At 37.2% G+C, this 24,688-nt stretch carries 26 protein-coding genes and 1 riboswitch; of the genes, 9 read left to right on the top strand and 17 right to left on the bottom strand.

The window, feature by feature from the left end; all coding sequences use genetic code 11:
- Nucleotides 1-4: 4 nt before the first annotated feature.
- Nucleotides 5-340: a hypothetical protein gene (locus tag J2Y67_RS04065; protein WP_396954041.1), complete on the bottom strand. Its 336-nt coding sequence runs from the start codon at nucleotides 338-340 to the stop codon at nucleotides 5-7.
- A gap of 328 nt (nucleotides 341-668) precedes the next feature.
- Complete coding sequence (locus J2Y67_RS04060) at nucleotides 669-1,397, bottom strand: polysaccharide deacetylase family protein (protein ID WP_310170908.1); 729 nt, start codon at nucleotides 1,395-1,397, stop codon at nucleotides 669-671.
- Nucleotides 1,398-1,575: 178 nt separating this feature from the next.
- Between J2Y67_RS04060 and J2Y67_RS04055 the strand changes: the two genes are divergently transcribed.
- On the top strand, nucleotides 1,576-2,364 hold the full coding sequence (locus J2Y67_RS04055) for an HAD family hydrolase (protein WP_310170904.1): 789 nt from the start codon (nucleotides 1,576-1,578) through the stop codon (nucleotides 2,362-2,364).
- A gap of 50 nt (nucleotides 2,365-2,414) precedes the next feature.
- Here the strand turns inward: J2Y67_RS04055 and J2Y67_RS04050 are convergent, their stop codons facing one another.
- Nucleotides 2,415-3,251 carry a DMT family transporter gene (locus tag J2Y67_RS04050; RefSeq protein WP_310170896.1) on the bottom strand — a complete coding sequence of 279 codons (837 nt, stop codon included), beginning with the start codon at nucleotides 3,249-3,251 and terminating at the stop codon, nucleotides 2,415-2,417.
- Between the two features lie 244 nt (nucleotides 3,252-3,495).
- Between J2Y67_RS04050 and J2Y67_RS04045 the strand changes: the two genes are divergently transcribed.
- Both J2Y67_RS04045 and J2Y67_RS04040 read left to right on the top strand, forming a co-directional pair.
- Nucleotides 3,496-4,443 carry a MerR family transcriptional regulator gene (locus J2Y67_RS04045; protein WP_310170893.1) on the top strand — a complete coding sequence of 316 codons (948 nt, stop codon included), beginning with the start codon at nucleotides 3,496-3,498 and terminating at the stop codon, nucleotides 4,441-4,443.
- A 52-nt stretch (nucleotides 4,444-4,495) separates the two neighbouring features.
- Nucleotides 4,496-5,008 (top strand): MerR family transcriptional regulator, encoded by a 513-nt coding sequence (locus J2Y67_RS04040; protein ID WP_310170890.1) that lies wholly within the window; start codon nucleotides 4,496-4,498, stop codon nucleotides 5,006-5,008.
- Between the two features lie 48 nt (nucleotides 5,009-5,056).
- Here the strand turns inward: J2Y67_RS04040 and J2Y67_RS04035 are convergent, their stop codons facing one another.
- The 3 genes from J2Y67_RS04035 to J2Y67_RS04025 all read right to left on the bottom strand — a co-directional run bounded on the left by J2Y67_RS04035 (nucleotide 5,057) and on the right by J2Y67_RS04025 (nucleotide 8,307).
- Nucleotides 5,057-6,076, bottom strand: coding sequence for an acyltransferase family protein (locus tag J2Y67_RS04035; protein WP_310170887.1), 1,020 nt, complete (start codon nucleotides 6,074-6,076; stop codon nucleotides 5,057-5,059).
- A gap of 372 nt (nucleotides 6,077-6,448) precedes the next feature.
- Nucleotides 6,449-7,696 carry a DHH family phosphoesterase gene (locus J2Y67_RS04030; RefSeq protein WP_310170885.1) on the bottom strand — a complete coding sequence of 416 codons (1,248 nt, stop codon included), beginning with the start codon at nucleotides 7,694-7,696 and terminating at the stop codon, nucleotides 6,449-6,451.
- A 125-nt stretch (nucleotides 7,697-7,821) separates the two neighbouring features.
- On the bottom strand, nucleotides 7,822-8,307 hold the full coding sequence (locus J2Y67_RS04025; protein ID WP_310170882.1) for a nitroreductase family protein: 486 nt from the start codon (nucleotides 8,305-8,307) through the stop codon (nucleotides 7,822-7,824).
- 156 nt (nucleotides 8,308-8,463) lie between these two features.
- Between J2Y67_RS04025 and J2Y67_RS04020 the strand changes: the two genes are divergently transcribed.
- Nucleotides 8,464-8,592 carry a hypothetical protein gene (locus J2Y67_RS04020; RefSeq protein ID WP_310170880.1) on the top strand — a complete coding sequence of 43 codons (129 nt, stop codon included), beginning with the start codon at nucleotides 8,464-8,466 and terminating at the stop codon, nucleotides 8,590-8,592.
- Between the two features lie 51 nt (nucleotides 8,593-8,643).
- Here the strand turns inward: J2Y67_RS04020 and J2Y67_RS04015 are convergent, their stop codons facing one another.
- The 4 genes from J2Y67_RS04015 to J2Y67_RS04000 all read right to left on the bottom strand — a co-directional run bounded on the left by J2Y67_RS04015 (nucleotide 8,644) and on the right by J2Y67_RS04000 (nucleotide 12,568).
- Complete coding sequence (locus tag J2Y67_RS04015) at nucleotides 8,644-9,360, bottom strand: ABC transporter ATP-binding protein (protein WP_310170877.1); 717 nt, start codon at nucleotides 9,358-9,360, stop codon at nucleotides 8,644-8,646.
- Entirely contained in the window at nucleotides 9,360-10,361 is a 1,002-nt protein-coding gene (locus J2Y67_RS04010; protein ID WP_310170874.1) for an ABC transporter permease, read from the bottom strand. Before J2Y67_RS04010 ends, J2Y67_RS04015 begins: the two co-directional genes overlap by 1 nt.
- 154 nt (nucleotides 10,362-10,515) lie before the next feature.
- Nucleotides 10,516-11,895: a HAMP domain-containing sensor histidine kinase gene (locus tag J2Y67_RS04005; protein ID WP_310170871.1), complete on the bottom strand. Its 1,380-nt coding sequence runs from the start codon at nucleotides 11,893-11,895 to the stop codon at nucleotides 10,516-10,518.
- Between the two features lie 4 nt (nucleotides 11,896-11,899).
- Nucleotides 11,900-12,568, bottom strand: a complete 669-nt coding sequence (locus J2Y67_RS04000; protein WP_310170869.1) for a response regulator transcription factor — start codon at nucleotides 12,566-12,568, stop codon at nucleotides 11,900-11,902.
- Between the two features lie 181 nt (nucleotides 12,569-12,749).
- Here J2Y67_RS04000 and J2Y67_RS03995 point away from each other — a divergent pair, with 181 nt between their 5' ends.
- A complete protein-coding gene (locus J2Y67_RS03995) occupies nucleotides 12,750-13,874 on the top strand; it encodes an ABC transporter ATP-binding protein (RefSeq protein WP_310170867.1) in 1,125 nt (374 codons plus the stop codon).
- Nucleotides 13,874-15,439: an ABC transporter permease/substrate-binding protein gene (locus J2Y67_RS03990; RefSeq protein ID WP_310170865.1), complete on the top strand. Its 1,566-nt coding sequence runs from the start codon at nucleotides 13,874-13,876 to the stop codon at nucleotides 15,437-15,439. The genes J2Y67_RS03995 and J2Y67_RS03990 overlap by 1 nt, the downstream gene beginning before the upstream one ends.
- A 52-nt stretch (nucleotides 15,440-15,491) precedes the next feature.
- Here the strand turns inward: J2Y67_RS03990 and J2Y67_RS03985 are convergent, their stop codons facing one another.
- A complete protein-coding gene (locus J2Y67_RS03985; protein ID WP_310170863.1) occupies nucleotides 15,492-16,112 on the bottom strand; it encodes a GntR family transcriptional regulator in 621 nt (206 codons plus the stop codon).
- A gap of 213 nt (nucleotides 16,113-16,325) precedes the next feature.
- On the opposite strand from J2Y67_RS03985, the gene J2Y67_RS03980 reads away from it, so the two are divergent.
- The 3 genes from J2Y67_RS03980 (at nucleotide 16,326) to J2Y67_RS03970 (ending at nucleotide 18,181) form a co-directional block, all read left to right on the top strand.
- Nucleotides 16,326-16,844 (top strand): membrane-spanning protein, encoded by a 519-nt coding sequence (locus J2Y67_RS03980; RefSeq protein ID WP_310170861.1) that lies wholly within the window; start codon nucleotides 16,326-16,328, stop codon nucleotides 16,842-16,844.
- Nucleotides 16,845-16,859: 15 nt separating this feature from the next.
- A complete protein-coding gene (locus J2Y67_RS03975) occupies nucleotides 16,860-17,438 on the top strand; it encodes a hypothetical protein (protein WP_310170858.1) in 579 nt (192 codons plus the stop codon).
- 98 nt (nucleotides 17,439-17,536) lie between these two features.
- Complete coding sequence (locus J2Y67_RS03970) at nucleotides 17,537-18,181, top strand: GTP pyrophosphokinase (protein ID WP_310170855.1); 645 nt, start codon at nucleotides 17,537-17,539, stop codon at nucleotides 18,179-18,181.
- A 544-nt stretch (nucleotides 18,182-18,725) separates the two neighbouring features.
- On the opposite strand, the gene J2Y67_RS03965 is transcribed toward J2Y67_RS03970, so the two are convergent.
- The 6 genes from J2Y67_RS03965 to J2Y67_RS03940 form a co-directional block, all read right to left on the bottom strand.
- Complete coding sequence (locus tag J2Y67_RS03965; protein ID WP_310170852.1) at nucleotides 18,726-20,087, bottom strand: aspartate kinase; 1,362 nt, start codon at nucleotides 20,085-20,087, stop codon at nucleotides 18,726-18,728.
- Nucleotides 20,088-20,269: 182 nt separating this feature from the next.
- Nucleotides 20,270-20,884, bottom strand: a complete 615-nt coding sequence (locus J2Y67_RS03960; protein WP_310170848.1) for an NUDIX hydrolase — start codon at nucleotides 20,882-20,884, stop codon at nucleotides 20,270-20,272.
- 139 nt (nucleotides 20,885-21,023) lie between these two features.
- Complete coding sequence (locus J2Y67_RS03955) at nucleotides 21,024-21,605, bottom strand: O-methyltransferase (protein ID WP_310170846.1); 582 nt, start codon at nucleotides 21,603-21,605, stop codon at nucleotides 21,024-21,026.
- Nucleotides 21,606-21,729: 124 nt separating this feature from the next.
- Nucleotides 21,730-21,838, bottom strand: a riboswitch (SAM riboswitch).
- Between the two features lie 102 nt (nucleotides 21,839-21,940).
- Entirely contained in the window at nucleotides 21,941-23,104 is a 1,164-nt protein-coding gene (locus tag J2Y67_RS03950; RefSeq protein ID WP_310170844.1) for a homogentisate 1,2-dioxygenase, read from the bottom strand.
- 15 nt (nucleotides 23,105-23,119) lie between these two features.
- Entirely contained in the window at nucleotides 23,120-24,043 is a 924-nt protein-coding gene (locus J2Y67_RS03945) for a fumarylacetoacetate hydrolase family protein (protein ID WP_310170841.1), read from the bottom strand.
- A complete protein-coding gene (locus J2Y67_RS03940; protein ID WP_310171176.1) occupies nucleotides 24,040-24,663 on the bottom strand; it encodes a flavin reductase family protein in 624 nt (207 codons plus the stop codon). Before J2Y67_RS03940 ends, J2Y67_RS03945 begins: the two co-directional genes overlap by 4 nt.
- Nucleotides 24,664-24,688: the final 25 nt, after the last annotated feature.

Genomic DNA, 24,688 nt, shown 5'->3' with positions numbered 1-24,688 from the left:
TTGATTACGATACATTTAATTTAGCAGATTCTTTCCGAGTGACTTCATCAATTTTTTGGATAAACATTTGAAAAACCCTTCGTTTTTCTTCGAGATCACGTATGTATTCTTTCAATTGGTTATAACTTTCCTCAAATGGTTTATGATACATTTGCCGGATATTTTCAATAATTTCTTCATTTACAGTGGATTGAATCACTTGTTTGGTAATGTTATATTTATATGAATACACCTTTAACTCCTGTGCTACTTCTTCATATTCTTTATCGATTTCACCAAGGAAATTGGAGATATCCTCCTTCCATTCGTCCAATGATTTTTGTAAATAGGATTTTACCATTGTTTCTTCTATCAAAACCCCGCCTTTTAGCATTTTATTTCAGTATAGCGGTGGTTGGTTACATACTAATTTCCGTTCGTTTACAATCTAATTTCATTATTTTTAAATCCCTATTTACTTAACAAATTGTTAATATTTTTTTCATCTGTTTTTAATTATTTCGGTTTATTATGTGGATTGTAGGTCACAGTTGTCCGGGCTTAAAATACTCTGGTTGGGAGTTCACATGAAGGATTGAGTTTTTGGCTATGATGCTAAGCTCGAACAACGGCCAAATACAGTTTTCTACTTTAAAGTAGAAAACTTTTTTATTGACTATCCCTGTTTTTCATTTTACAATTTTTGCAAAATCATTTAACTTCGTTGAATATTTGATATACGTCCTTGGCAGGAGATAGTCTTCGTTTTCAATCCCTTGTTTGATGTAGGGTCCTGGAGTAGTCGTTAATCCAAAAAGATAATACTTTTTTGTCTCCGTCACAACCCTGGAATTAACATTTCCATAAGGATAAGAAATCGCAATTACCTGTTTACCTATTATTTTTTCTAACTTCCTTTTCGAGTCTCTTAATTCTGAATCAAGATTTTCTGTTTCAGTCAAATCAGGGTGGGTTGCGGTATGAGACTGGATAGATATCAAGCCGGATTTAGAGAGTGATTTTAAATCATCTGATGACAAACGGTTTGTGCGACCAATGAAATCCGAGATGATAAAAAAGGTACCTGCTGGTTTAAACTGATTTGTTTGCAGTTTTTGAAAAACCTTAAATACATTCAGATTATTTTTATAGCCATCATCAAATGTGAGGAAAATCGGCTTCTTAACAAGATCAATATTCTGCCATTGCTCAAACGTTAATAAGGTATATCCATGGTCCCGCAAATAACCAACTTGCATTTCAAAATTCTCTGGGGTTACATACAACTCCTTTTGACCGTGTCCTGTGAATTGCGCAATGGAATGATAGACCAAGATTGGCACCTTCTTTTGTGCAAACACTTCTGTCGGAGAACCGAAAAACAGAAATCCAAGGATAAGGAACAATAATTTATACATAGAATTCCTCTCTTCTATTATATTGTCTACTATTATTATCCCTGAGAGAAATAATTCTATGAACGATTGTCAAATCGGTTTTATAGAGGTTATTTTTTTGCTCAGGTTCTACTTATGTGACTTCTTTAAAGCGAAAGTGGTAGACTAATGTCATATTCACAAAAAAGGAGTACCAATCATGCCGGAATACAAAGTTTTATTTCTTGATGTTGATGGAACCATCTTAAGACCGGATGACACCATTGAAGCCTCAACCAAGGAGGCGATTGCCAGTGCCCAGAGTAAGGGAATCGAAGTCTTTTTAGCAACCGGTAGACCCCTGCATGAGCTTGATAAAATTGCTGAGGAATTAAATATTCATTCTTTTATAGGTTATAATGGCGCTTATGCCTTTTACAATCAGGAAGATCTTTTTAAAGAGTACATGAATGAGGAAAATGTTCGACAGTTCCTTAAAATAGCAAAAGAAAATCAACATGAAGCGGTCCTTTATACAAACGAGAGTAACGCCTTCACAAATTTGGAATCTCCGCTTGCTGCACAGTTTATTGAAAAATTCCACATCCATAAAAATTGCAGCTATACACCTTCAATGATCAATCAGATTTTGGGAATCACGCTAATGAATTTACAGGAAGGTGATGTTGAGCGTTATAAAAATGACGATGGAATTCATTTATCACAGGTACATCTCGAAGGGTTAAAGCACTGTTATGATGTTATCAGGGACAAGGTAAACAAAGGAATCGGAGTCCAAATGGTATTAAAACATCTTGGAATTGAAAAAGAGAGCTCGATTGCTTTTGGTGATGGAATGAATGATAAGGAAATGCTGATGAGCGTAGGTGAAGGTTTTGCGATGGGAAATGGTCACCCAGACCTCTTTCAATATTCGAAACATAAAACGACTGAGGTGACCAACTCTGGGATTTATAATGGCTTGAAAAAACTTGGGTTAGTGGATTAATACAAAGAGCAGTGGAAAATTAAATTTTCCACTGCTCTTTTAACTTCTTATTATATTTTAGTTAAAAGGATTCCCAGTACTGCCGAGAACACACCAATAATTTGATACAATTTTAACTTTTCCTTATAAATCCAGCAGCCCGCCAATACTACAATTAAACAATTTAAGCTAACAATTGGGAATACGATACTGGCTGCTCCAAACTGTAAGGCAAAGAAATAAGCGGCATAACCAAAAACACTAATGATTCCAACTAATGCCCCAACACCTGCCTCATTCCGGCGCCATTTTTCTTTTTGCAACAGGCTGCAAATCGCTAAATACACACTTCCCCCACCATACATGGAGATAAGGATATTTACAGAGTTAATGTGTAAATAGGTGGAAGTTTTCATTAATATTCCTAAAACTCCAAAAGACATAATGGCTAGAATAACTCTTAGGATCCAAGGCAGATAGCTTGTGTTTCTTTTTGAAGATGGTGAATACTGAATGACCATCGCCGACCCCAACATAAAAACTATCCCCAGCCATTGTAAAAGGCTAATTTTCTCGTGAAAAATGAGTCCAGCACTTAAAATTGGAAAGAGTGCATTGGTGCCGATTAATGGCGATGTGAGACTTGCTGGTCCCTTTTCAAAGGCTTTTGACATTTGGATATTTCCGTTTGCATTTAAAATACCAATTAATGCTCCTAGTAAAATAGTGAATAAGCTAAAATGAAGGATGCCATTCAACAGACCATAACCAAACGATAAAATAAATGCCACAAAATAAAAGAAAAATTGGATATGAATTTTTGATAGTCCATTTCCTGTACTCCACTTAAAAATCGTGTTATTCGTTCCAAAGCTAATCATGGTTACAAACGCAGCAGCAATCCACATGTTGACCCTTCTTTCTCTCTTTCAAATCCTCTTAAAATTTTATTCCTTTTTACTAAGTTTCTCAATCCTTTTTTACCAATTTTCGATTTTTGCGCTCTTTTTGCAGAAATCTGTTAGTATTTTTAGATTTCCGTCTTGTTTTGATAGCTTTTGTCACCTGGCAGGAAAAGCAGGTGCTTCTTGGTGAATTATAAGATTCAGAGAGATTTATTTCGTAGATAATAGAGGAAGGAATGAATTTTTTATGAAAGCATACACAATGAAAGAGGCTGCTAAAAAAATTAATATACCACCAAGAATTATTCGCCAATGGGAAAAAGATTATGATGGACTTTTAGAAATTCCACGAACGAAGCAAGGCGCCAGAATCTATACCGAGACGGAGATAACACTTTTGCAACAGCTTAAACGAAAGTTTTCTGAAAAAGAAAGTAAAGAATCAGTACGTGAATGGCTGAAAATGAAACAAGCACTTTTCGTTGAAACACTATCTGAACTGGAAGAAGGATCATCCTCAAATGATACTCCCGAAACGGTTCCGTACCCTAATGAAAGTGAAAGCCCGGAAACTCAAGAAATCTCCATGGAACTTGTCTCCAGCCCCGAACCGGAGTCGAATAATGATACTCACGAACTAATCAATAATACTGATTTGTTTTTTGAGGCAATGGATACGTACAAGCAAACCTTTTTAAGTGAGGTAAAAGATGAAATCCGCAGTGTTGTTCGCAAGGAAGTACTGGAGGAAGTAAAAAAAGAAATTTCCAACGGGGCTATGTTAACCGTTAAATCCCTTTCCAATTCCATTTATAAATCAACGGAAAACACAAAGGAAGAAATTAAAGAGCTTTCCGCTGTCATTGAAAAAAATTCTGAGCAGACAACGGATTCACTTAAATACCTTTCGAACAGTATTGCGAACGTATCGATTGAAACTACGGAGGAAATTTACTCCCTTTCCAAGCAGGTTGCCGAAACGTCAGAGGGGCTTTCTCACTATATGGATGTCACCAATGAGGAAATTGCCAATTTATCGGAAGCGATTACAAAGGAACGAGAGATTCACCTAGAAGAACGGGAACTACTGTCACGAGAAATTATCAAAAGAGAGGCGGCATTTCAAAACATGTTAACCAGTTTTCGAGATGTAGCTGTCGCGAAAGAGAAGAAATGGTGGAAATTCTGGTCTTAAGGTTCTTGTTCACTTTGTGTTTGAGATTCAAATCATTTTAGGAGGGAGTCATATGAATACAAGTGAGGTTGCAAAACTATTAGGAGTATCTTCAAGTACCATCCAACGCTGGGTAAAACAGCTCGAACTTCCGATGGAAAGAAATGATCGCGGCCATTATTATTTTAAAGATGAGGACATTGATTTATTAAAAAAAATCCAAGAACAAATCCAAAATGGAGCACTCTTACAAGATATTGCTCCCATTCAAGAGAAAAAGTCACGAAGAGGAGTTGTTAAGGCAGTAGAAAACGAGCAGGCAATGGAAAAACTGTTTGCAAAAGTAAGTGAGTTGGAAATCAGCCTGAACGCAAAAGCCGACTCCGTAGCCTCCTATCAATTGCTGCAGCACCGAAGAGAAATTGAAGATTTGCAGTCCCAAGTAAAAGAATTAAATCTCCAGCTAGAAACACTTCAAAAGCAGGTTGCTGAGTTAACCACCCCTGTTCAGACCGAAACAACTCATTTCCATAATAAGAAGAAACCTAAAAAGAAAAATATCGTCAGCATGCTGTTTGGCTTTTAATAAAAAGGGTCAAATGTGGAAATCACATTCGACCCTTTTTAGGGAAGATTATCTAGTCAGACCTTTCTGCCTTGAGCCAGATAAAATGTCTAATTCAACCAATGGGCTTGTATATTTTTTTATGAGATAGCTTCCAAGACCGATACAAAGAATAAGTGAAAAAATAATCAGTAAAACATAGTGATCTGAAACCAAATTTAAACTCTCGTCAGGTAAAAACGATTGAATTGATTTTAAAATAAACCCATGAAACAAATAGACGTAAAGGGTTCTTTCCCCTATTTTTGTTAATTTAAATCGATTCGACGGGATGAGCGCTAAAAAGCCGAAGACAACAACCAATGTAAGTGAATATTGGCCAGCACGTAGTAAACCATCTGTAAACTGCTCTTTCCCCATATGTGCATAAGAAGTATCACCTAACAGCCATGGTACCGCCTCCTTTGGAAAACCAATCGCAAACAGTACAATAATCAAAAGAATGACCGCGAAACCAACAGGTCGGGAAAATTTTGTGCGTATCAACCGTGTCAGCATTTCCTTGTCTAATAAAAAACCTAATAAGAAATAAGGAAAAAACACAAAGGTTCTCGAAAGACTTAAAAAACTGCCGATGGAATCAATATAACCAATTGCGATTCCCAGAATAACGGAAATAAAAAATCCGTACCACCTGTATCTTGCAAACAAATAAAGCATTACATTCCAACAAAACATACTTAATAAAAACCATAAGGACCAATGGGGATGAAGAAAATCAATTTCAAAAGTTTTTTCCTGGCCGCTTATAAAATAAAAAATGGAATAGATAATTTGAAAAATAATATAAGGCAATAATATTTTCTTAATTGTTTTTAATAAATAGCCTTTTTTCCGGTATCCTTTGGCAAAATATCCTGAAATTAAGATAAAGGCTGGCATATGGAACAGGAATATTACAGTATATAACGTGAATAGAAATCCATCATCCTTTTTTAATGGACTGATCACATGACCAAAAACAACAAGAAAGATTAACACAAATTTCGCATTATCAAAAAACATATTCCTTTTTGAAGCTGAAGCCATATTATCACCTCAAATATTTTCTTACAAAAAGGTATTTAAAATTATTCAAGATTTTAAATGTAGAAGACTAAAAGCATTATACCTTATTTATGTTACAGGGATATGTAGATAATTTTTCTTTCTGTTTCATCACTTTTACAATTTTACAATAATAATCAAAAATACCTACGAATAAATTACCACAAAAGGCTTAACCCAAGCTTAATATTTTAAAAATTATTTTTACAAAAAAGGGACAAGTTCAAAAAAATTGAACCTGTCCCTTTTTTATATCATCCAATATTCAGTTATTCTAAATTACTGTGCCGTTTGAAATGCTAATTGATGGTCTACCTGACCTAAGTTCGCCAAAACTTCCGAGTCATATTTTCATTATTTATCTAATGTATCGATTAATTTCTTTACCAAATGATTGTAAATCCCTTTAACCTCTTCCACTTTCTTGGAAAAGGTTTCTGCTAATTGTTGCAGACACTCTTGGTCATAACGAAGCCATGATCCATAGGTCCGTTTTATATAACGTTCTGCTTCATCATATGAATGAAATATGGAATTATGTCTTTTTCCATTATGTATAACTGTATAGGCATTTTCTTGTAACGGCCGAATAAATGAAATTTCACCTTTTACACTTTTATAGCTTGTTCCACTTTTTGTTTCCTTTAAATTAAATTCATTCTTGTCCGGATCCGGTTTTAATGTTGGTAAACTAAATACCTTAATGACAAATTTATCAAATGCTTCGGCTGACATTTCAGAGCCGGAAGCTTTCGGATGTCCGCCGCCTCCAAAACGTTTTGCATATTCGGCTACATTCACATGATCATGAATGGTTCGATAACCAACCTTCTTTCCACTTACATTCAGAAGAATAATCATATCTAAATGTGGATAGAGTTTATTTAATGCGTTCCCAAGCTCTGACAAATACTGTTCCGCATGAATAATCCCGACATAATATTCATCAACAAAGGCTTGAACCGTTTGCCTGCTTTTCGAATGAATATAGCGATTAATTTTTGCTTCTTCCATATCGAGCAGCATATTTTCTGTTTCGGTTAAATAGAAAGTTTGCGGATTTTCAGAAAAACGCTTTAGCATTGCTTCTTCAAATTGTTCACGATTTAAAATATAGAACAAATCATTTAGGCGTTTCGCATCAATATTATTATTTTCATCCCATTCCCATGTATCATATTGGCGGACTAATTCGATAAATCCCTCAAGTGCTTGATTTCGCTGCATTAATCCCTGTTCAATTATATAATCGTAAAATAAGGAAGTTGCGCAGGTTTTCTTTCCTGTATCATATTCCGGGTGAACAAATGCCCACTTGTATTCATTGAAATGCAGGGCTGTAACATGATGGTCAATCATTCTAATATGCTTCCCTTGTTGATATCGGGCAGCCAGCTTTTTCTCATTCGTTTCATTGACCGCTAAATCCGTAATATAAATTTGTGAATTATGATTTTCCGGATTTTCAATATACGTTTCTACCTGCTGGTTCAAGGTACGATACGAGCAATACGAAACATCGGCATTTTCACCAAAAGCCAGTTTGGCAATAATTCCACAGCCTAGCCCATCTAAATCAATATCGGTAAATAATTTTACCATCTTCTAACCACCATTCTTCATTTATTCCATAAGGTATAGTTTGTTAATGGAATGATTTTCTTATACGATTCCATTATTGTCAAAAAAGTGGAGCCAACTGCAAATTAGCAATTGGCTTTTCTAGTCTATGGCAGTTCCTTTAGTTTATTTTTCATTGGTGTCCTTGGTTTCGGCTCACTGATTTCTTCAGGGTAACCAACGCCAAATACCCCTATCACGTCGTATCCTTCCGGTACCCCCAGAATCTCTCGTTTGTTTGCCGGTGCCGCAATCGAGGACCAAAATGTCCCGACCCCTTCTTCCCAGGCAGCTAAACTAAAATTTTGAACAAAACATGCGGTTGCAAGGGCATTTTCCTCTGTTTCAATAGCTGTTGCCCCATGTTTTGATAACACAGCCATTAGGACAGGAGCATTTCCAAAATTGGTTTTATGGTTCAGTTTCGCCCGTGTTTCTTGTCCAATAAAGTATATTTCCCATGGCTCTGTCATGCGATGATTGGGAGCCATGGCTCCCGCCTCTAGCCAAGTCATGAGTTGATTCGTATTGACCAGGTCGGATTTGAATTTTTTTATTGTGCGTCGTGATTTAATGGTTTCCAAAATACTCAATGGACTTCTTCCTCCATTTCCAAACAGTTAATGAATACACGTTATACTATCATATATAGGATGTATTTTCCATGTTCTTTTCTTTTAGAGTAAAAGTCATAAAAATTACCTGCTTGTACACAATAATGGTCGGGATTGAAGAAAAGAGGTGAAAACATGACGAATCGTAATGATAATCGCGAACGTAAAAACAAGTATCCTAATAACAAAAAACAAGACGCCGAATTTGCAAAAGAAACAAGCATTCGCAGTGAAATAACCCAAAAAGATATACAAAATAAATAAAAAAGAAAAGAAACTCTTTCCAAAAAAGGAGAGTTTCTTTTCTTTTATGATCTAATTAATTATTCTATTATTCATTTTTAAATTCTTTTCTTGCTCAACTAATTGTCCGTCTTTCATCACAAAAACCCTGTCACATAACGGAAGAATTTGCTCATCATGTGTAACAATAATCGCTGATTTATTTTGTTCCTTCACAATTTTAGAAATCAGTTCAATGATCGCCATACTCCGATTCGGATCAAGACTCGCAGTCGGTTCATCCGCCAATATCACCTCAGGGTCATTAACAAAAGCACGGGCAATCGCCACTCGCTGCTTTTCCCCGCCGGATAATTGGTGGGGATAATACTTAGAGCGATGGTCCATCCCCACTGCTTTTAAAAGTTCTTTAATCCTTTGTTTTTCCCTAACCGACCATTTATCTGCCATTTTTAACACAAAACTTAATTGTTCTTCTACCTTCAAATAAGGAACTAAATTCGAGGTTTGAAAAATATAACCAAGATGATTCAAGCGAATATTTGCTTTTTCCACATCACTAAAAGATGAAATATCCTCTCCATTCACAATAACTCTCCCTTTATCAGGAGAAAGCAGGGCACCGGCAATCGATAAGAAAGTCGATTTTCCTGAACCGGATGGACCTATGACAGCCATTACCTCCCCTTCATTCACACTGAACGATAAGTTTTTTACAATATGATTAATACGATCTCCGTCTTTAAAGGATTTTTCAATATTTTCTAGAACCAATGTTTGTTTAACCATTATTCAATCCTCCCCATTGCTTGAATTGGATCTGCCTTCACAATATTAAACACCGATAATAAGGAGCCAAAAATTGAAACTAAGAATAAAATTCCTGAGAATTTTGCAATTTGAAGCATATCAAAAATAAACGGAATATCTGCCGGAAGAACTGCTTTAAAGATTCTTGTGAACCCGATGGCTGCGGCAATATTAATAAGTGTTAAAATGATTACTTGAAAAACCGTTGATTTTACTAAAAAGCTTGATTTTGCACCAATGGCTTTTAAGATTCCGAATTGTGCCGTTTTTTGAATGGTCATGATATAAAAGAATGCAGCTAGTACGAAAACGGCAATCACAATTAAAAATGTCAGCATCATCATTAAAGAGTTTTGCTCTGCATTATATCCGGGGATCCCTTTAATCACCTGATCTTTTTGAACCCATTCGCCGTCTTTAACCAATATTCCAATTTGTTTTTTCAAAGATTTATTGTCTGTTTTGAGGACAATCGCATTATACTCGCCTTTTTGAGTTGCACCTGACAAATTGTCCCAGGTTGCAAACGAAACAATCGCAGCAGGTGTATGGCTGAAAGTTTGGTCTTTCATAAATCCCGATACCGTTAACTTTGTCCCTGTACGGGAGTCTTCAACGATACTGCCCACTTTAATTTTTTCTGATTTTAATGATTGATCGAGTAAAACGGTATTCTTTATTCCAGATTCTTCCCCTTCGACCACCTTTGGCTCGAAAAAAGCTCCTTCATTGATCGCCATATACGTTACATCCAATTTATTCTCCGAATTCAGCTTCGAAATTGATCCCATCTGAATGCCAAGTGGTTGAACCTTATTTTTGTCAGCCAATTTTCCCAAATCCACTTGAAAATGAGAGCGGTCAATCCGGCCATCCGCCGCTTTTTGCAAATAAAAGGAATCAGCCGGCATATTGATCATGGAGGAGGCATTGTTCATCGAAAGCCCATGTGCCAAACCGCTAATAATAAAAACCAGCACGGATACAAAAAACAAAATGAAGCTTATTAATAAATATCTGACTTTAAAAAATGTCATCTCTTTAAACGGTAAGAAATACATAAAAAAATCACCTTCCTTATTTCATTTCGTAAATAGAATACTTTACGAATATGAACGGAAGATGAACGTTAGTTTACATTTTCGGCAGGATGACTTTAATGGTTGTTCCTTTGCCTTTTTGACTTAAAGCTTCCACTTTTCCATGATGCAAATCGGCAATAGACCACACAATCGACAAACCGAGACCAGTTCCTTCAACAGAGCGTGTCCTGGAGGTATCTGCCCGATAAAATCGGTCAAATATTCTTTTCAATTGCACTTGTTCCAACCCAATTCCACTATCCTTAAATGTCACTTCAATGGAGGAACCGGAATCAATTAAATCAATATCAATATTTCCATTTTCATTATTGTACTTAATCGCATTGGTCAACAGGTTTTCCCAAACAGAGTAAAGCAAAGAGGAATCCCCATTGATCCATGTATCAGGAAGTGAGTAACTCATCATAATTCCTTTATCACCAATACTCCACTGGTATTGATGAATCACATCTTTTAACTGTTGGGCAAGGTTAAATCGACTGATTTTCAATAAATCCTTTTTACTTTCAATCGAAGCGAGCAAGAGAAGCTGCTTTGTAATCGTTGACAGTCGTTCCACTTCCGATTGAACAACCTGGATATATTGTGTTTTCTCCTTTTTTCCAAGATTTTGATCATCAAGGAAATTTAAATATCCCTTAATATTGGTTAGCGGGGACTGTATATCATGAGATATATTTGATATCAATTCCCTTCTCAATTGTTCCACTTTATCCAATTTCCGAGACATATTTGTAAAACTTACAGCCAAATCTCCCAATTCATCACTCCGATCGATGTCCAGTTTGATGGAAAAATTCCCTTCAGAAATTTCTTTTGTAGCTGCGTTAAGCTTTCGAATCGGTTTCACTAAATAATTTGTACTGACTAAAACCATGATAATACTTAATAAAATTGTTAGCAGAAGTAACCAGCCAAATAATATATGCATTTCGTTGAACATGAGTTTAATATCTGGACGAATAAACATAGCATATGGTTTATTCTGATAGGTAAACGGAACGCCGACCGAATTCGCTAATTCATTGGCAAAAAAGCCTGTTATAAAAGTCTGCTTTGGAAAATTTCGAATCCCATGATAAATTTCACCATTTAGAACTTTTTCAGGAACATTATCAGGAAGATTTTTTATTCGAAAGGCTGATCCAAAAAACTGCTTATGGCCTTTAGAATCGATCAAAAGAATCTGATAGCCAATCCCACCCATGTGGGTAAAATAATCGTCCAAACCAATCGTTTTTTGCTTGCTGGCAAAACCAGCGATTTTTGTGGCGAAGCCAGTGATTTTCTCATCATTCTGTTTCTTCAAAGTCACTTGATAATAATGATTGGAAACAATAAACGAAAGAACTCCACTTAAAATCATAATTAAAATCGTCGTGATTGCGAACTTACTATAAAGAGATTTCATTTACCTAAGCCTCCAGTGAATAGCCAACCCCTCTGATTGTCTTGATGGAAAAATCCTTTTCAATCGTGTTGAATCGTTCTCTTAGACGCTTAATATGAACATCTACTGTTCGTTCATCCCCTTCAAAATCCAGTCCCCAAATCTTTTCGATTAATTGGCTGCGGCTAAATACCAGATTATGATGCTCTGCAAGGAAAGAAAGAAGTTCAAATTCTTTCAATGGGAGCATATACGTTTTATTCTTAATTTTAACCTCATACCCCTTTTTATTAATATAGAGCGAGCCAATGCTTATGTTCGCTTCACTAGTTTTTCCATATCTTCTTAAAAGAGCATTCACGCGAAAAATCAATTCCTTTGGCTCAAATGGTTTTACTAAATAATCATCGGTACCCGCTTCAAAGCCTTTCTCTTTATCTTCAATTTGGCTTTTGGCTGTTAATAAAATAACTGGTATGTCATATTGTTTCCGTATTTCTTTTGTTAAACGATATCCATCCATAATGGGCATCATAATATCGACAATAGCTAAATCAAATAGTTCTGAATCAAGAATCTTTAACGCTTCTGCACCGTTTTCCACAACAACAACCTTAAATCCTTCCTTTGTTAACAGTCCCTTAATCAAATTAAGGATATGCACATCATCATCTGCTGCTAATATGGTTTTCATCTAAACACCTTCTATTTACTCATATTTTTCTCCTACAATTGTAATCAATCCTTATGTATAAGGAAAGAATTAGCTGATTATCTAGGCTTAAGAAGGTCATTCGACAAAGTAACAACTTGTATGTTATTATTAGGTTGTTACATTATCCCGGGTTAAATTTCATATAAAAGGAGGAAGCATTATGATCCAGTTTAAAAATATTGTTAAAAAGTATCGGACGAAAACGATTATTAATTCTTTTTCGTTAGATATCGAGGGAGGACAATTAGTCGTTTTTATCGGTCCTAGCGGATGCGGAAAAACAACATTGCTAAAAATGATCAATAAATTAATTCAACCAACATCGGGAAAGATTTTTGTAGATGGAAAAGATATCTCGACCATGAATACCATTGAATTGCGCCGAAACATTGGCTATGTTATTCAAAACACGGGTTTGTTCCCGCACATGTCTATTAAGGAAAATTTGGAACTGATTCCAAAGCTTAAAGGAGAAGCTCCTGAAGCGATTGCAAAAAAAACGGAGGAATTATTGGAGACGGTTGGATTGAATCCAAAGGAATACCTTCATCGTTATCCAAATGAACTGAGCGGCGGTCAGCAGCAAAGGGTTGGCGTGGCTCGTGCATTCTCCACTAACTCCGATATCATCTTAATGGACGAACCATTCAGTGCCTTAGACCCCGTGACTAGAAGCTCTCTGCAAGATGAATTATTCCAAATGCAAAAGGAATTTAATAAGACGATCATCTTTGTAACGCATGATATGGATGAAGCTATTAAAATAGCAGACAAGATTTGTATTTTAAAAGATGGCGATATTCTTCAATATGATACACCAGAAAATATCTTAAAAAATCCGGCTAATCCTTTTGTCGAGGACTTCATCGGAAAAAGACGAGTATGGAATAACCCTGAATTATTGATGGCTGAAGATATTATGATTCATTATCCCGTTAAAATTACCGGGAAACGAAATGTACTTCAGGCCATTGAAATTATGAAGGATCAAAAAGTAGATAGCTTGATGGTTACCGATAAAAACAATATTCTCATTGGTCTGGTAACATTGAAAGGAATTCAATTACTGAATCGAAATGCTGCGATTGAAGATGTAATGGAGCAAAATGTTCTATCTGTTTCACAGGATGCCAATTTAATCTCCGTTCTTGCAACCATGAATGAACATAAGATTGGTTACGTTCCTGTCGTTAACCATATGAACCAATTGACGGGGCTCATTACAAGAAGCAGTATTTTATCTGTATTAAGCAGTCAACTAATTGATTTGGAGGTGGCTTTTTAATGAAAGAATTTTGGAATTATCTACAATCAAACTCTGACCAAATTTTTGGTTTAATCGGGGAACATTTATATTTAAGTGTCCTTTCCGTTGCCATTGCCATCATTATCGGGATACCACTTGGAATTTTAATTTCCAGGGAGCCTAAATTATCAAAACCAATCATTGGAACGACCAATGTCATTCAAGCGGTTCCAAGCTTGGCCTTACTCGGTTTTTTAATTCCATTTATCGGGATTGGAAGTACCCCTGCTGTTGTGATGGTTGTCCTTTATTCATTACTTCCAATTGTTAAAAATACCTATACAGGATTAACAAATATTAATGCAGACATTCTGGAAGCCGCCAAAGGTATCGGTTTAACCAAGAGCCAGACGATGAGAAAGGTTCAGTTGCCGTTAGCTTTCCCGATGATTATGGCGGGAATCAGAATTTCAGCCGTTACCGCTGTGGGTCTGATGACCATCGCTGCTTTTGTCGGAGCAGGCGGACTTGGTTATCTTGTCTTCTCAGGTGTACAAACCGTTGATAATAACATGATTTTAGCTGGTGCCATCCCTGCATGTATCTTGGCATTAATCATTGACTTTGTTGTCGGGAAACTTGAATCTTCTATCTCTTATACTAGTAAAATAAAAGCTTCTAAAACGAAAAGAAGCCCGGCAAAAAAATGGTTCATTGCAACAAGTGCTGTTGTAGTTATTGCTGCGGGAGGTTTTGGTGTTTATGCAAAATCAATTGGAAATTCCAAAGATAAAATTGTCATCGGCTCTAAAAATTTTAGTGAACAATTAATTTTAAGTAATATGCTTGCTGATGTAATTGAAGCTAAAACAGATCTGCAAGTGGAAAGAAAGTTAAATCTCGGCGGTACCCAAGTGGCCTTTAGTGCAATTAAGAATGGTAATATTGATGCCTATGTCGAATATACAGGTACTGGTTTAGTTGATATCTTAAAACAGCCGCCTGAAAGTAATCCTGATAAAGTCTATAACTTTGTCCAAAAAGAATTTAAGACTAAATACGGAATTGATCTATTAAAGCCAATTGGCTTTAATAACACGTATGCACTCGCCGTTCGCCAAGACACGGCGAAACAATTTGGTTTAAACACGATCTCCGATTTGGCAAAAGTGAGTAACGGCTTGATTATGGGACCGACCATCGAATTTCCAAATCGTGAGGATGGATTAATCGGACTTACGAAAACGTATGGCATTAAATTTAAAGATGTCAAAGCCGTTGATGGCGGCCTACGCTATACGGCTTTAGACCATCATAAAAGTGACGTCATTGATGCCTTCTCAACAGATGGGTTACTTGAAGCATTCCATTTAAAAGTGTTGAAGGATGATAAAAACTTTTTCCCTCCATACTACGCGGTACCAATTGTAAAAGAGGAAACCTTAAAAGAACATCCTGAACTGAAAAAGGCACTAAATGCTCTATCGGGTAAAATAACAGATGAGAAAATGCGTGAATTAAACTATAAGGTAGACAGCCTTAAGCAGTCACCTGCCAAAGTGGCGAAAGAGTTTTTACAAAAAGAAGGTATCATTAAAGAATAAATTACAAGACCAGTCCCGAACGCTAGGGAACCGGTCTTTTTTTCGTTAAAATCTATTCTTCCTCTAAAAAATGCAGTACCCTTTGATACGTTGTTTCATTACCAATAACCAAAAGGATGTCTCCTTCAAGGATTGAGGCATACGGTCCGGGGGAGATGATCGTCTCCCCTTTCCTTTTCATCCCAATGACCGTCCCTCCTGTGTTTTGCCAAAACTTCATATCTGAAATTGTTTTGCCGATATGGGTACAGCCTGAAAAAATTTCAACCTCAATCGGTGCTAATGGATTCGTATGACGCAGCTTGTCTGAATAGTCCATAATTTTCCTTAATGTTTCATACAACTCCTCGTCCAGCTTCTCCCGCTCTACAATTAAATGGTTCATTTGCTTCTTTAAATCCTTTACACTTGCTAGATTCGAGAATCGATGAATATATTTAAAAGCATTTTCCCTGGAGGAGATGACAATTCCGCTGCCTTTTGTAGAATGAACAATTTCGACATCCTCTAAAATTTTTATTGCTCTTCGGACGGTTTCAGGAGAAACCTTGTATTCACTGGCCAATGTCGATCTTCCATGAATTTTTTCTCCTACCTTAAATTTCCCATCATAGATTCGATTGGCTAAATCAATTGCAATTCTTTCATATGTAGGTATTTGAGTCCTTTCCATAAAAAAACCTCCGACACCACTATTATTAAAAAAGTTTCTCTTTTTTATATCTAATACCTTTCCACTATACCGTTTTAAACGTTAGCATGCGAGTAAAAAAGTTAGAGACTTTATTAAGGACAAATTGGACATAATTGTAAAAGAAAATAATATTGAGGTGAGAACATGAAACGGAAAATCATCATATTTTTAAGTGTAGCCTTCATGATATTTATGGCAGTATTATTTGTTTTTTACATCATAAAAGATGACTCATCCAAATGGCAGGTAGCACTCGGTGGAATACTTGTTAGTGCCTTACCTTTATTATTATTGCGATTAAAAAATAATCCTTTTAATATTCCACAAATTTTGGGTTATTTCATACTTCTGTTTTGTACTACGTATTTAGGTTCTATCGCGCTTTTCTATTTACATCATAAATGGTGGGATTCTACCCTTCATTTATACAAGGGAGCATACGTTGGAATTATTGCCATCACACTTTTTAAGGTAATGGTACCTTCTCAAGTTCGAGAAAACGTATCCCGGTGGGTTCTCTTTTTGTTTGTCCTCTCTCTCGGAAGTTCAGCCAGTGTGCTATGGGAAATCTATGAGTTTTTAGGGGATCTAACCTTTACGCATACGATGCAAAGGGGTGGAAATACAGATACCATGTATGATTTATTATTTGGTTTATTGGGCGGACTGCTGATTGCACTATACTCCTTAGTCCGAAAACAACAGGTTTAATGGGAGGAAAATAAAATGAATCGTAAACTTGTCTTATTGATTAGTGCAGTTTATGTAATTTTTATGGCCATTTTAGCTTTTTACTATCATTCAACCGGTGCCACGTTTAAATCGACGGTAGCAATCGGAGGAATTGTCTGCGGTGCTATCCCGCTCCTATTAGCCCTATTTACAAAGCTGCAATTCAATTTACCCATTGTTTTTTCCTATATCATTTTTCTGATTGGGTCACAATATTTGGGTTCCATCCGCGGCTGGTACGGACTTGGCTGGTGGGATACCTTTATGCATTTTATCAGCGGAGGAATCCTTTCCTTTACAGCAATTGCTTTATATGAGCGCCTGATTCATCGAAATGCAGGGACGGCTATTTCTCCTTGGTTCGTCTTTTTGTTTACTCTCTCATTTGCGGCCCTTGGTGGAGTCTTATGGGAAGTTTACGAATTCAGCTGTGATCAATTTTTGGGCATGACTCTGCAAGGCGGTGGAAATACAGATACGATGACCGATTTGATTGCCGATACTGCAGGAGGTCTCCTTATTGCCATTTGGGCTGGAGTTCGAACCAAAATTAAATTTAAAAAACAAGAATAAAAAGGTGACTATTTTTTAGTTCTTTCCTAATTAAAACTGCCTATGATATGATGGCGAAGTAAGAAAGCAAAATAAAAACGCACACAGAGGTGTTTACCATGTATAAAGAAAAAACTTCGCTTGAATTAATTCAAACGGCTTTGAAAAACTGGAGAGGCTTCTTCATTCAATATGAGATGGCATTATATGAAATGGAAAGTGATTTCAAAATTATTGATTTAGAATGGAAGGCACGATTTGGCTACTCCCCAATCGAACATTTAAAAACACGCATGAAAACTCTACAATCATTGATCCAGAAAATTGACAAAAAGAATATACCTCTGACTCAAGAATCAGTTAAAAAGCACATAAAAGATATTGCTGGAATTCGAATTGTAACCAGTTTTATCGATGATATATATATGCTAAAAAAACATATTGAGGAACGTGAAGATTACCGAATAATTGAAATAAAAGATTATATCAAGGATCCTAAACAGAGTGGCTACAAAAGCCTTCATCTTATTATTGAAACACAAATAATAGTATCTAACAAAGTATTATGGATTCCCGCTGAAATTCAAATTCGCACATCTGCCATGGATTTTTGGGCATCGACAGAACATAAACTAAACTATAAGTACCAAGGTAAGGACATCCCAAAAGAAGCTAAAGATCAATTAGTTGAGCTTTCAAAGGCTTCTTATTTATTGGACCTTGAAATGTCTACATTAAGAAATCAACTGTTATCAAGTGAATAGCATTTAAGTTGAGAATTTTTAAATAGACTCTCGGAATAAATAAGCAATTCATCGAGAGGCTTGTAAAAATTCCACTGGGAATTCCGTCAGAAATATCTGACGTAATCATCGGTTTCATTGTATTTTTAAAAATGTACATGCCAAATAAACCTACATCTATCATTTTTTAAAAAAATCGACTAGGTAAAGGCTGTTTTCGTAAATTTTGTTGCTTTTGAGAAGTGGTTGATTTCCGCTCCAGGATGCTCGCTTTCCGCCCACGGAAAGCGAAGTGCCTGGAGCGGAAATCAACAGGCAAATTTAGAGCCTTTTTGTAAAAAGAATAATCCCCCCTATACAAAGTAGGAGGAATTAAATATAACTGGTTTAAGAAAACCCTTGAACCATCTGACTCGGCGAATGCCAAGAGTCTATTTAACTAAAAAGAGGGATCATCCGTATTGAAGGACTGACGTTCTAACAAAGAAGTCAGTCCATTTTAATACACCGTGACATCTATCATTTAAAAATACTGCTTTTTTTCTTCTTGTGATGTATGTAACTTTTAAACCATCACAGCCGCAAAGAATTCATCATAAAGTGCTTGAACGGCTCTTTTTTCTTCCACTTCTTTTACTCCAAACATCATGCTCACTTCAGATGAACCCTGGTTAATCATTTCGATATTAATTTTAGCCTTTGCCAGTGCTTTTGAAGCTCTCGCCATCGTTCCCACATTTCGGCGCATGCCTTCACCAACGACCATAATTAGGGCCAGGCTATGTTCAAATTTTACTAAATCAGCATTAAGGTCAGTTTCAATACGTCTTTTAATCTCCTCTTCCATTCCTGGTGCAAGCTGGTTCTCTCTTAAGATAACCGAGATATCATCAATTCCGGAAGGCGTATGTTCATAGGATAGGCCAAATTCCTCTAGAATACCAAGAAGTTTGCGTCCAAACCCAACCTCTCGATTCATTAAGTACTTGCTCACATAAATACTGCAAAATCCTTCGTCACTAGCAATCCCAATAACAGGACCATTGGTATTATCGCGTTCATAGACAATTCTTGTACCAGGTGCAGATGGATTATTTGTATTTTTGATATTCACTGGGATTCCTGCGCGGAATGCTGGAACAAGCGCTTCATCATGAAGGACCGAAAACCCCGCATAGGAAAGCTCACGCATTTCGCGGTACGTCAATTCTTTGATCTCCTTTGGGTGACTCACTAATGACGGATTAACGGAATAAACTGCATCCACATCGGTAAAGTTTTCATAAAGATCCGCCTTTAGGGCATTGGCAAGGATGGAACCGGTAATATCGGATCCGCTTCGTGAAAAGGTAAACACATCGCCTTCCTTGCTATAGCCGAAAAATCCAGGGAATATTAAAATTCCTCGTCGATCATGCAGTAAGGCTAATTTTGCATATGATTCCGGCAGTGTTTGGGCATTTCCCGGCTCATCACTAACAATGAGTCCTGCATTTTTAGGATCAACATAAGAGGCTTCCACACCTTGCGACTGAAAATAGACGGCAACTAATTTTGCGTTATTATCCTCTCCGCTTGCCTTTATTAAATCCATAAACCGATCCGGATTACCCTTATCCGAGGAAACTCTTCTTTTTAAGTCTTCCTCAATTTCCTTAATGACATCAGAAGAAATGGCTAATTCCTCAGCAATTTGCGCATATCTTTCAACTACTGCTGCTAATTTTTCGCTGGGATCCTGATTCTGTAAGGAAAGTTCACCACACTCAATCAATAAATCCGTTACCTTCTCATCTTCGGAATATCTTTTTCCTGGAGCGGATACGACCACTACTTTCCGCTCGGAATCAGAAATGACAATCTGGAAAACCTTCTGTAATTGTTTTCCAGATGCTAAAGATGATCCGCCAAATTTAACGACTTTCATTTGTTACAACTCCTAATCTTTCAAAATATAATCTTAATTTTATTCTAATTCTGAAAATAATCAATAGTTTTTTCCTCCTAACGAGGACATTTGTTTATTCATAGTGGACATTTATATAATTAGACCAAAAAATCAGAAATATTTCAACTATTAAAGCCCACTGGTTTGGCTATATGGAAAATTTAACGAATGAGTTCGATAAAATGGAAAAGGATTTTGGCAGTCAAACCCCATATAACTTTTTCTTCGTAAATATAAAAATATTCGTCTAATCCTCTTGTCCGCCATTTATAATTTTCTCCCCCCGGAATTAACTCCAACGGAAAATTTTTTTCCGGTTCAACTTTAAAATTCAAATTGTAAACTTCCGGGTTATTATTTAAGAAAAAGGAAATGGGTACTGAAAAAACTTCCCCTACCTCCGCTGGATTTGGTTGAATAGATTCAGGACAATTAATAAATCCTGCGAAAGGATAAATAATCATACCAAACTGTGAAACCATATAATCCAAGGGAAATACTCTCGAGATATTTTGCTTTTTAATTCCCAGTTCCTCAAGTGTTTCCCGTATTGCCGCTCCTTTTTCATCGGGATCATTAGAATCAATTTTTCCTCCTGGAAAACAAATTTCTCCTGGCTGCCTCCTGAGCTCCTTTGACCGGACTTCAAATAGGACATGGATTCCATCCCCTTTTTGAATAAGAGGTAATAGTATAGCGTATTTGGAAAACTTTTCACTTCCCAGTATGATTGGCGTATGTGTTTTTAATTTATGATGAATAAATTCCAACTCCATAAATTTCACCTCTTTTGATTCACTCACCTTGATACACTGCGATCAAGTATTCCCTGTATATGAATTAACTGTTCATCTTAATTTTAGACAAGATTTATAGAAGAAATTACTCCTTTCAATTCAAAATTTCTTATCCTAATCAAACATTCGTCTTAATTGCCAATAACAGCCCGGTAGACCAATCCATTTCTGTTATCACCAAATCCGGTCTTTTTCGAAGGGTATGCACAAGTTTAGGTGCTTTGATTCTATATTCTTCCGGCACTCTCCAATCGGGAAGTAAATCATGAATCACATAAAACCCTCCCACATTTAAATGATCTAAGGTTTTATCAAGTAGCTCGAATTTTCCCGGCCAGGTATCGGCAAAAATAAAATCAAATCGCTCCGACATTTTTTGAATAAAAGCCGCTCCGTCCTCGCAATGGAATGATAGTCTACTGTCATGTCCCAGGTACTTCTTAGCAATAGATTGCACACTCGAATCTATGTCTACGGTCGTAAGCCTGCTGTCCGTATCCATTCCCTCAATAATCCATGAAGCTGATGCACCTGCTCCCGTTCCAAGCTCTAAGAAATTTCCTCTTGATTTTGACGCAGCCAATCCTTTTAGTAAAAACCCTGTTTTTCTGTCACATGACTGCTCAAAGCCAATCAACTTAGAATCTTGTAATATTTTCGCGTAAGCTTCAGGCGCTTGCAAAACTTTGCTTTCCTCCATGACGATCCCCCCTTTTATTCAATCGATGTATTCAGTTTCTTTCATTGAATACGGCAATAACTTTATGAAGTGCAATAGAAAAAGGCCTCTTGTGATAAGAGGCCTTTGGATTAACTATACCGACCTCTTATCTCCCAGAGTATGTCAACTCTGTTGGAATTAGCACCTTCCTGAAATATTCAGGGGTTGCTGAGGTTTCGCAGGGCCAGTCCCTCCACCTCTCTGGATAAGAATAAAATTTATGGAATTTCCTTCATTTGCAAATAAGTATCGCACAGATTTTACAAAAAAACAATCCTTTTAAAATATTTTAATCTCAACCAATTTAAAAATAGTTATTGCTTTTTCTCCACCCAAGAATACATATAATCGGGATCTTCGACATCAGCTGCTGCTTTAACCACCTTCAATGGATGAAACGTATCAATCATGACTGCTAATTCCAATGTTTCCTTTTCGCCAATACTTGCCTCTGTTTTCCCCGGATGAGGTCCATGCGGGATGCCGCTTGGATGGAGTGTAATGGACCCTTCTTGAATCCCCTTTCGGCTCATAAAATTACCCTCTGCATAATAAAGGAGCTCGTCACTGTTCACATTGCTATGGTAATACGGCGCCGGTATTGATTCTGGATGATAGTCATATAATCTTGGCACGAAAGAACAAACAACAAAATGATTCCCCTCAAATGTTTGATGAACAGGCGGCGGCTGATGAATTCTCCCCGTAATCGGCTCGAAATCCTCGATATTAAACGCAAAGGGATAGAGATACCCATCCCAGCCAACGACATCGAATGGATGATGACCAAGAATATGAGAATGGATCCGCCCTCTTGATTTCGTTAGTACCTCAAACTCACCTTTTTGATCATGTGTCTGCAATGATTCCGGCCCGCGGATATCCCGTTCACAAAACGGACTATGCTCCAAAAGCTGCCCATACTCATTACGGTATCGCCTTGGAGTTGTAATTTGACTAAAGGATTCTATAAACAGCATTTTAGTCGTTTCATTTTCATTCGGTATCACCCGAAAAATGGTTCCAATTGGAATCACCAAATAATCCCCTGGACGGTAGGAAATCGTGCCAAACATGGTTTCAAGCTTCCCGGAACCATAGTGAATAAAGAACATTTCATCTCCATCGCCGTTCCGGTAAAAGCTAGGCATCCCTTCCGTCACATTTGCGGTTCCAATCAGCAAATCCTGATTGCCTAAAAAGTACTGTCTTCCTGTTAACGCATTTCCCTTCTTGATTACTTTGCTGGTAAAAAAATGACGGTGCCGCAAATGTTCCTGTTCTTCAAATTCCGGTAAATACTTCCTGGTTAATTCCGATTTAACAACTTCGGTTGGCATATATTCATGATATAAAATCGACTGAGTTCCCGAAAACCCGCGGGTCCCCATTACCTGCTCACGATAAAGACTGCCATCTTCCTTTTTAAACATCGTATGACGTTTATGGGGGATTCTGCCCATTTGACGATAAAACATCCTGTCACCTCTTTTCTATTCTTCTATAATCGTATTTCTTAAAACCCCTAATTTTTCAATCTCAAGTTCAACGATATCCCCAGGCTTTAACCAGCGGTGCACCTTAGATCCTAGCTCAAAAATACACCCGGTACCAACAGTCCCTGACCCGATGATTTCTCCGGGATAAAGGGTAACCCCACGTGAAGCACGTTCAATCATTTCTGCAAAGGAGTAGTGAATGTCTTTCATATTCCCCTCTGAAAGAAGTACACCGTTTACACGCGCCTTCATGGCGAGATTATAGCCTTTCCCCGTTCTTACATGTTCTAATTCATCTTTTGTCGCAATCCATGGTCCTATAGAAGTGGCAAAATCTTTCCCCTTCGCTGGACCAAGCCCCACCTTCATTTCCTTGCGCTGAAGGTCTCTTGCACTCCAATCATTTAATATACAATAGCCAAAAATATACTTGTCTGCTTCCGAGGCAGAAATGTTTCGACCCTCTTTACCGATTACACAAGCAATTTCCAGCTCATAATCCAGCCAATCAGATTCTACCGGCTTCACAATTTCCTCTTCCGGTCCTTTGATGGCTAAATGATTAGAAAAATAAAAAACAGGAATCTCATACCACTCGGGAATCATTTCAAGGCCCCGATTTTCTCTTGCCGTTTTAACATGCTGCTCAAAGGCATAAAAATCACGGAAACTCTTCGGTACAGGTAATGGTGCTTTTAACCGAATATCAATTAATCGATACACTGCCGAATCTTCAACTGAAATCGATAGAAGCTCAGCAGCCTTTTTCCTATATTTTTCATGGCAAGCGATGAAGTCTAGTAAATTAGCAGGGAGTTCATCGCCGGCAGCTTCAAACATATCCACTACATACTCGTCATTTAATAAAACGCCGGCCCGAACGGTTTTATCATTTTTTTCAAAGGTCACAAATCTCATTTTCCAGCCTCCTTTTTTCTCTCCATATCAAAGGTCCGTACTAACGGATCCGTAAAGGTGTTCCCCGCCATCCTGCCAATGGGCTTTAATTTTTCAGTTTGGATCCGGCCATTACTGTATAGCTCATCGTTTACATGTACATGGATCACTTTGCCAATGACAAGGCTTCCGGCACCCGGCTGATCACCAAAATGCAGTACTTGGTACAACTCACATTCCAGATGTACAAGCGATTCCTTTATCCGTGGGACCTTTACCTTTTTACTAGGTTCTTTCGTTAATCCTGTCTCATTTATTTCATCAATTTCAGGGGAAAATTCAATTGCACAGTTATTCATTTGTTCCGCCATTCCTTCACTGACGATATTAATGACAAACTGCTCCGTACTTTCAATGTTAATCAGCGTATCTTTTTTCGCACCGTCCATCCCTCTCCGCATTGGCGAGAAACAGATCAGCATCGGATCGGCACAGATAGCGGTAAAAAAGCTAAACGGCGCTGCATTCGCTATCCCATCCTCCGCCAAAGTTGATACAAATGCAATTGGCCTTGGCAAAATGGATCCGACCAATAGCTTATAGGCTTCTCTCCATTGGAGTGTCTCCGGGGTGATTTCCATTCCATCCACCACTCTTCCTTTTCAA

This window comes from Neobacillus niacini, assembly GCF_031456445.1.
In the GTDB taxonomy this organism is placed as follows: Bacteria; Bacillota; Bacilli; order Bacillales; family Cytobacillaceae; genus Neobacillus; species Neobacillus niacini_I.
This window is presented reverse-complemented; position numbering and strand designations above follow the sequence as displayed.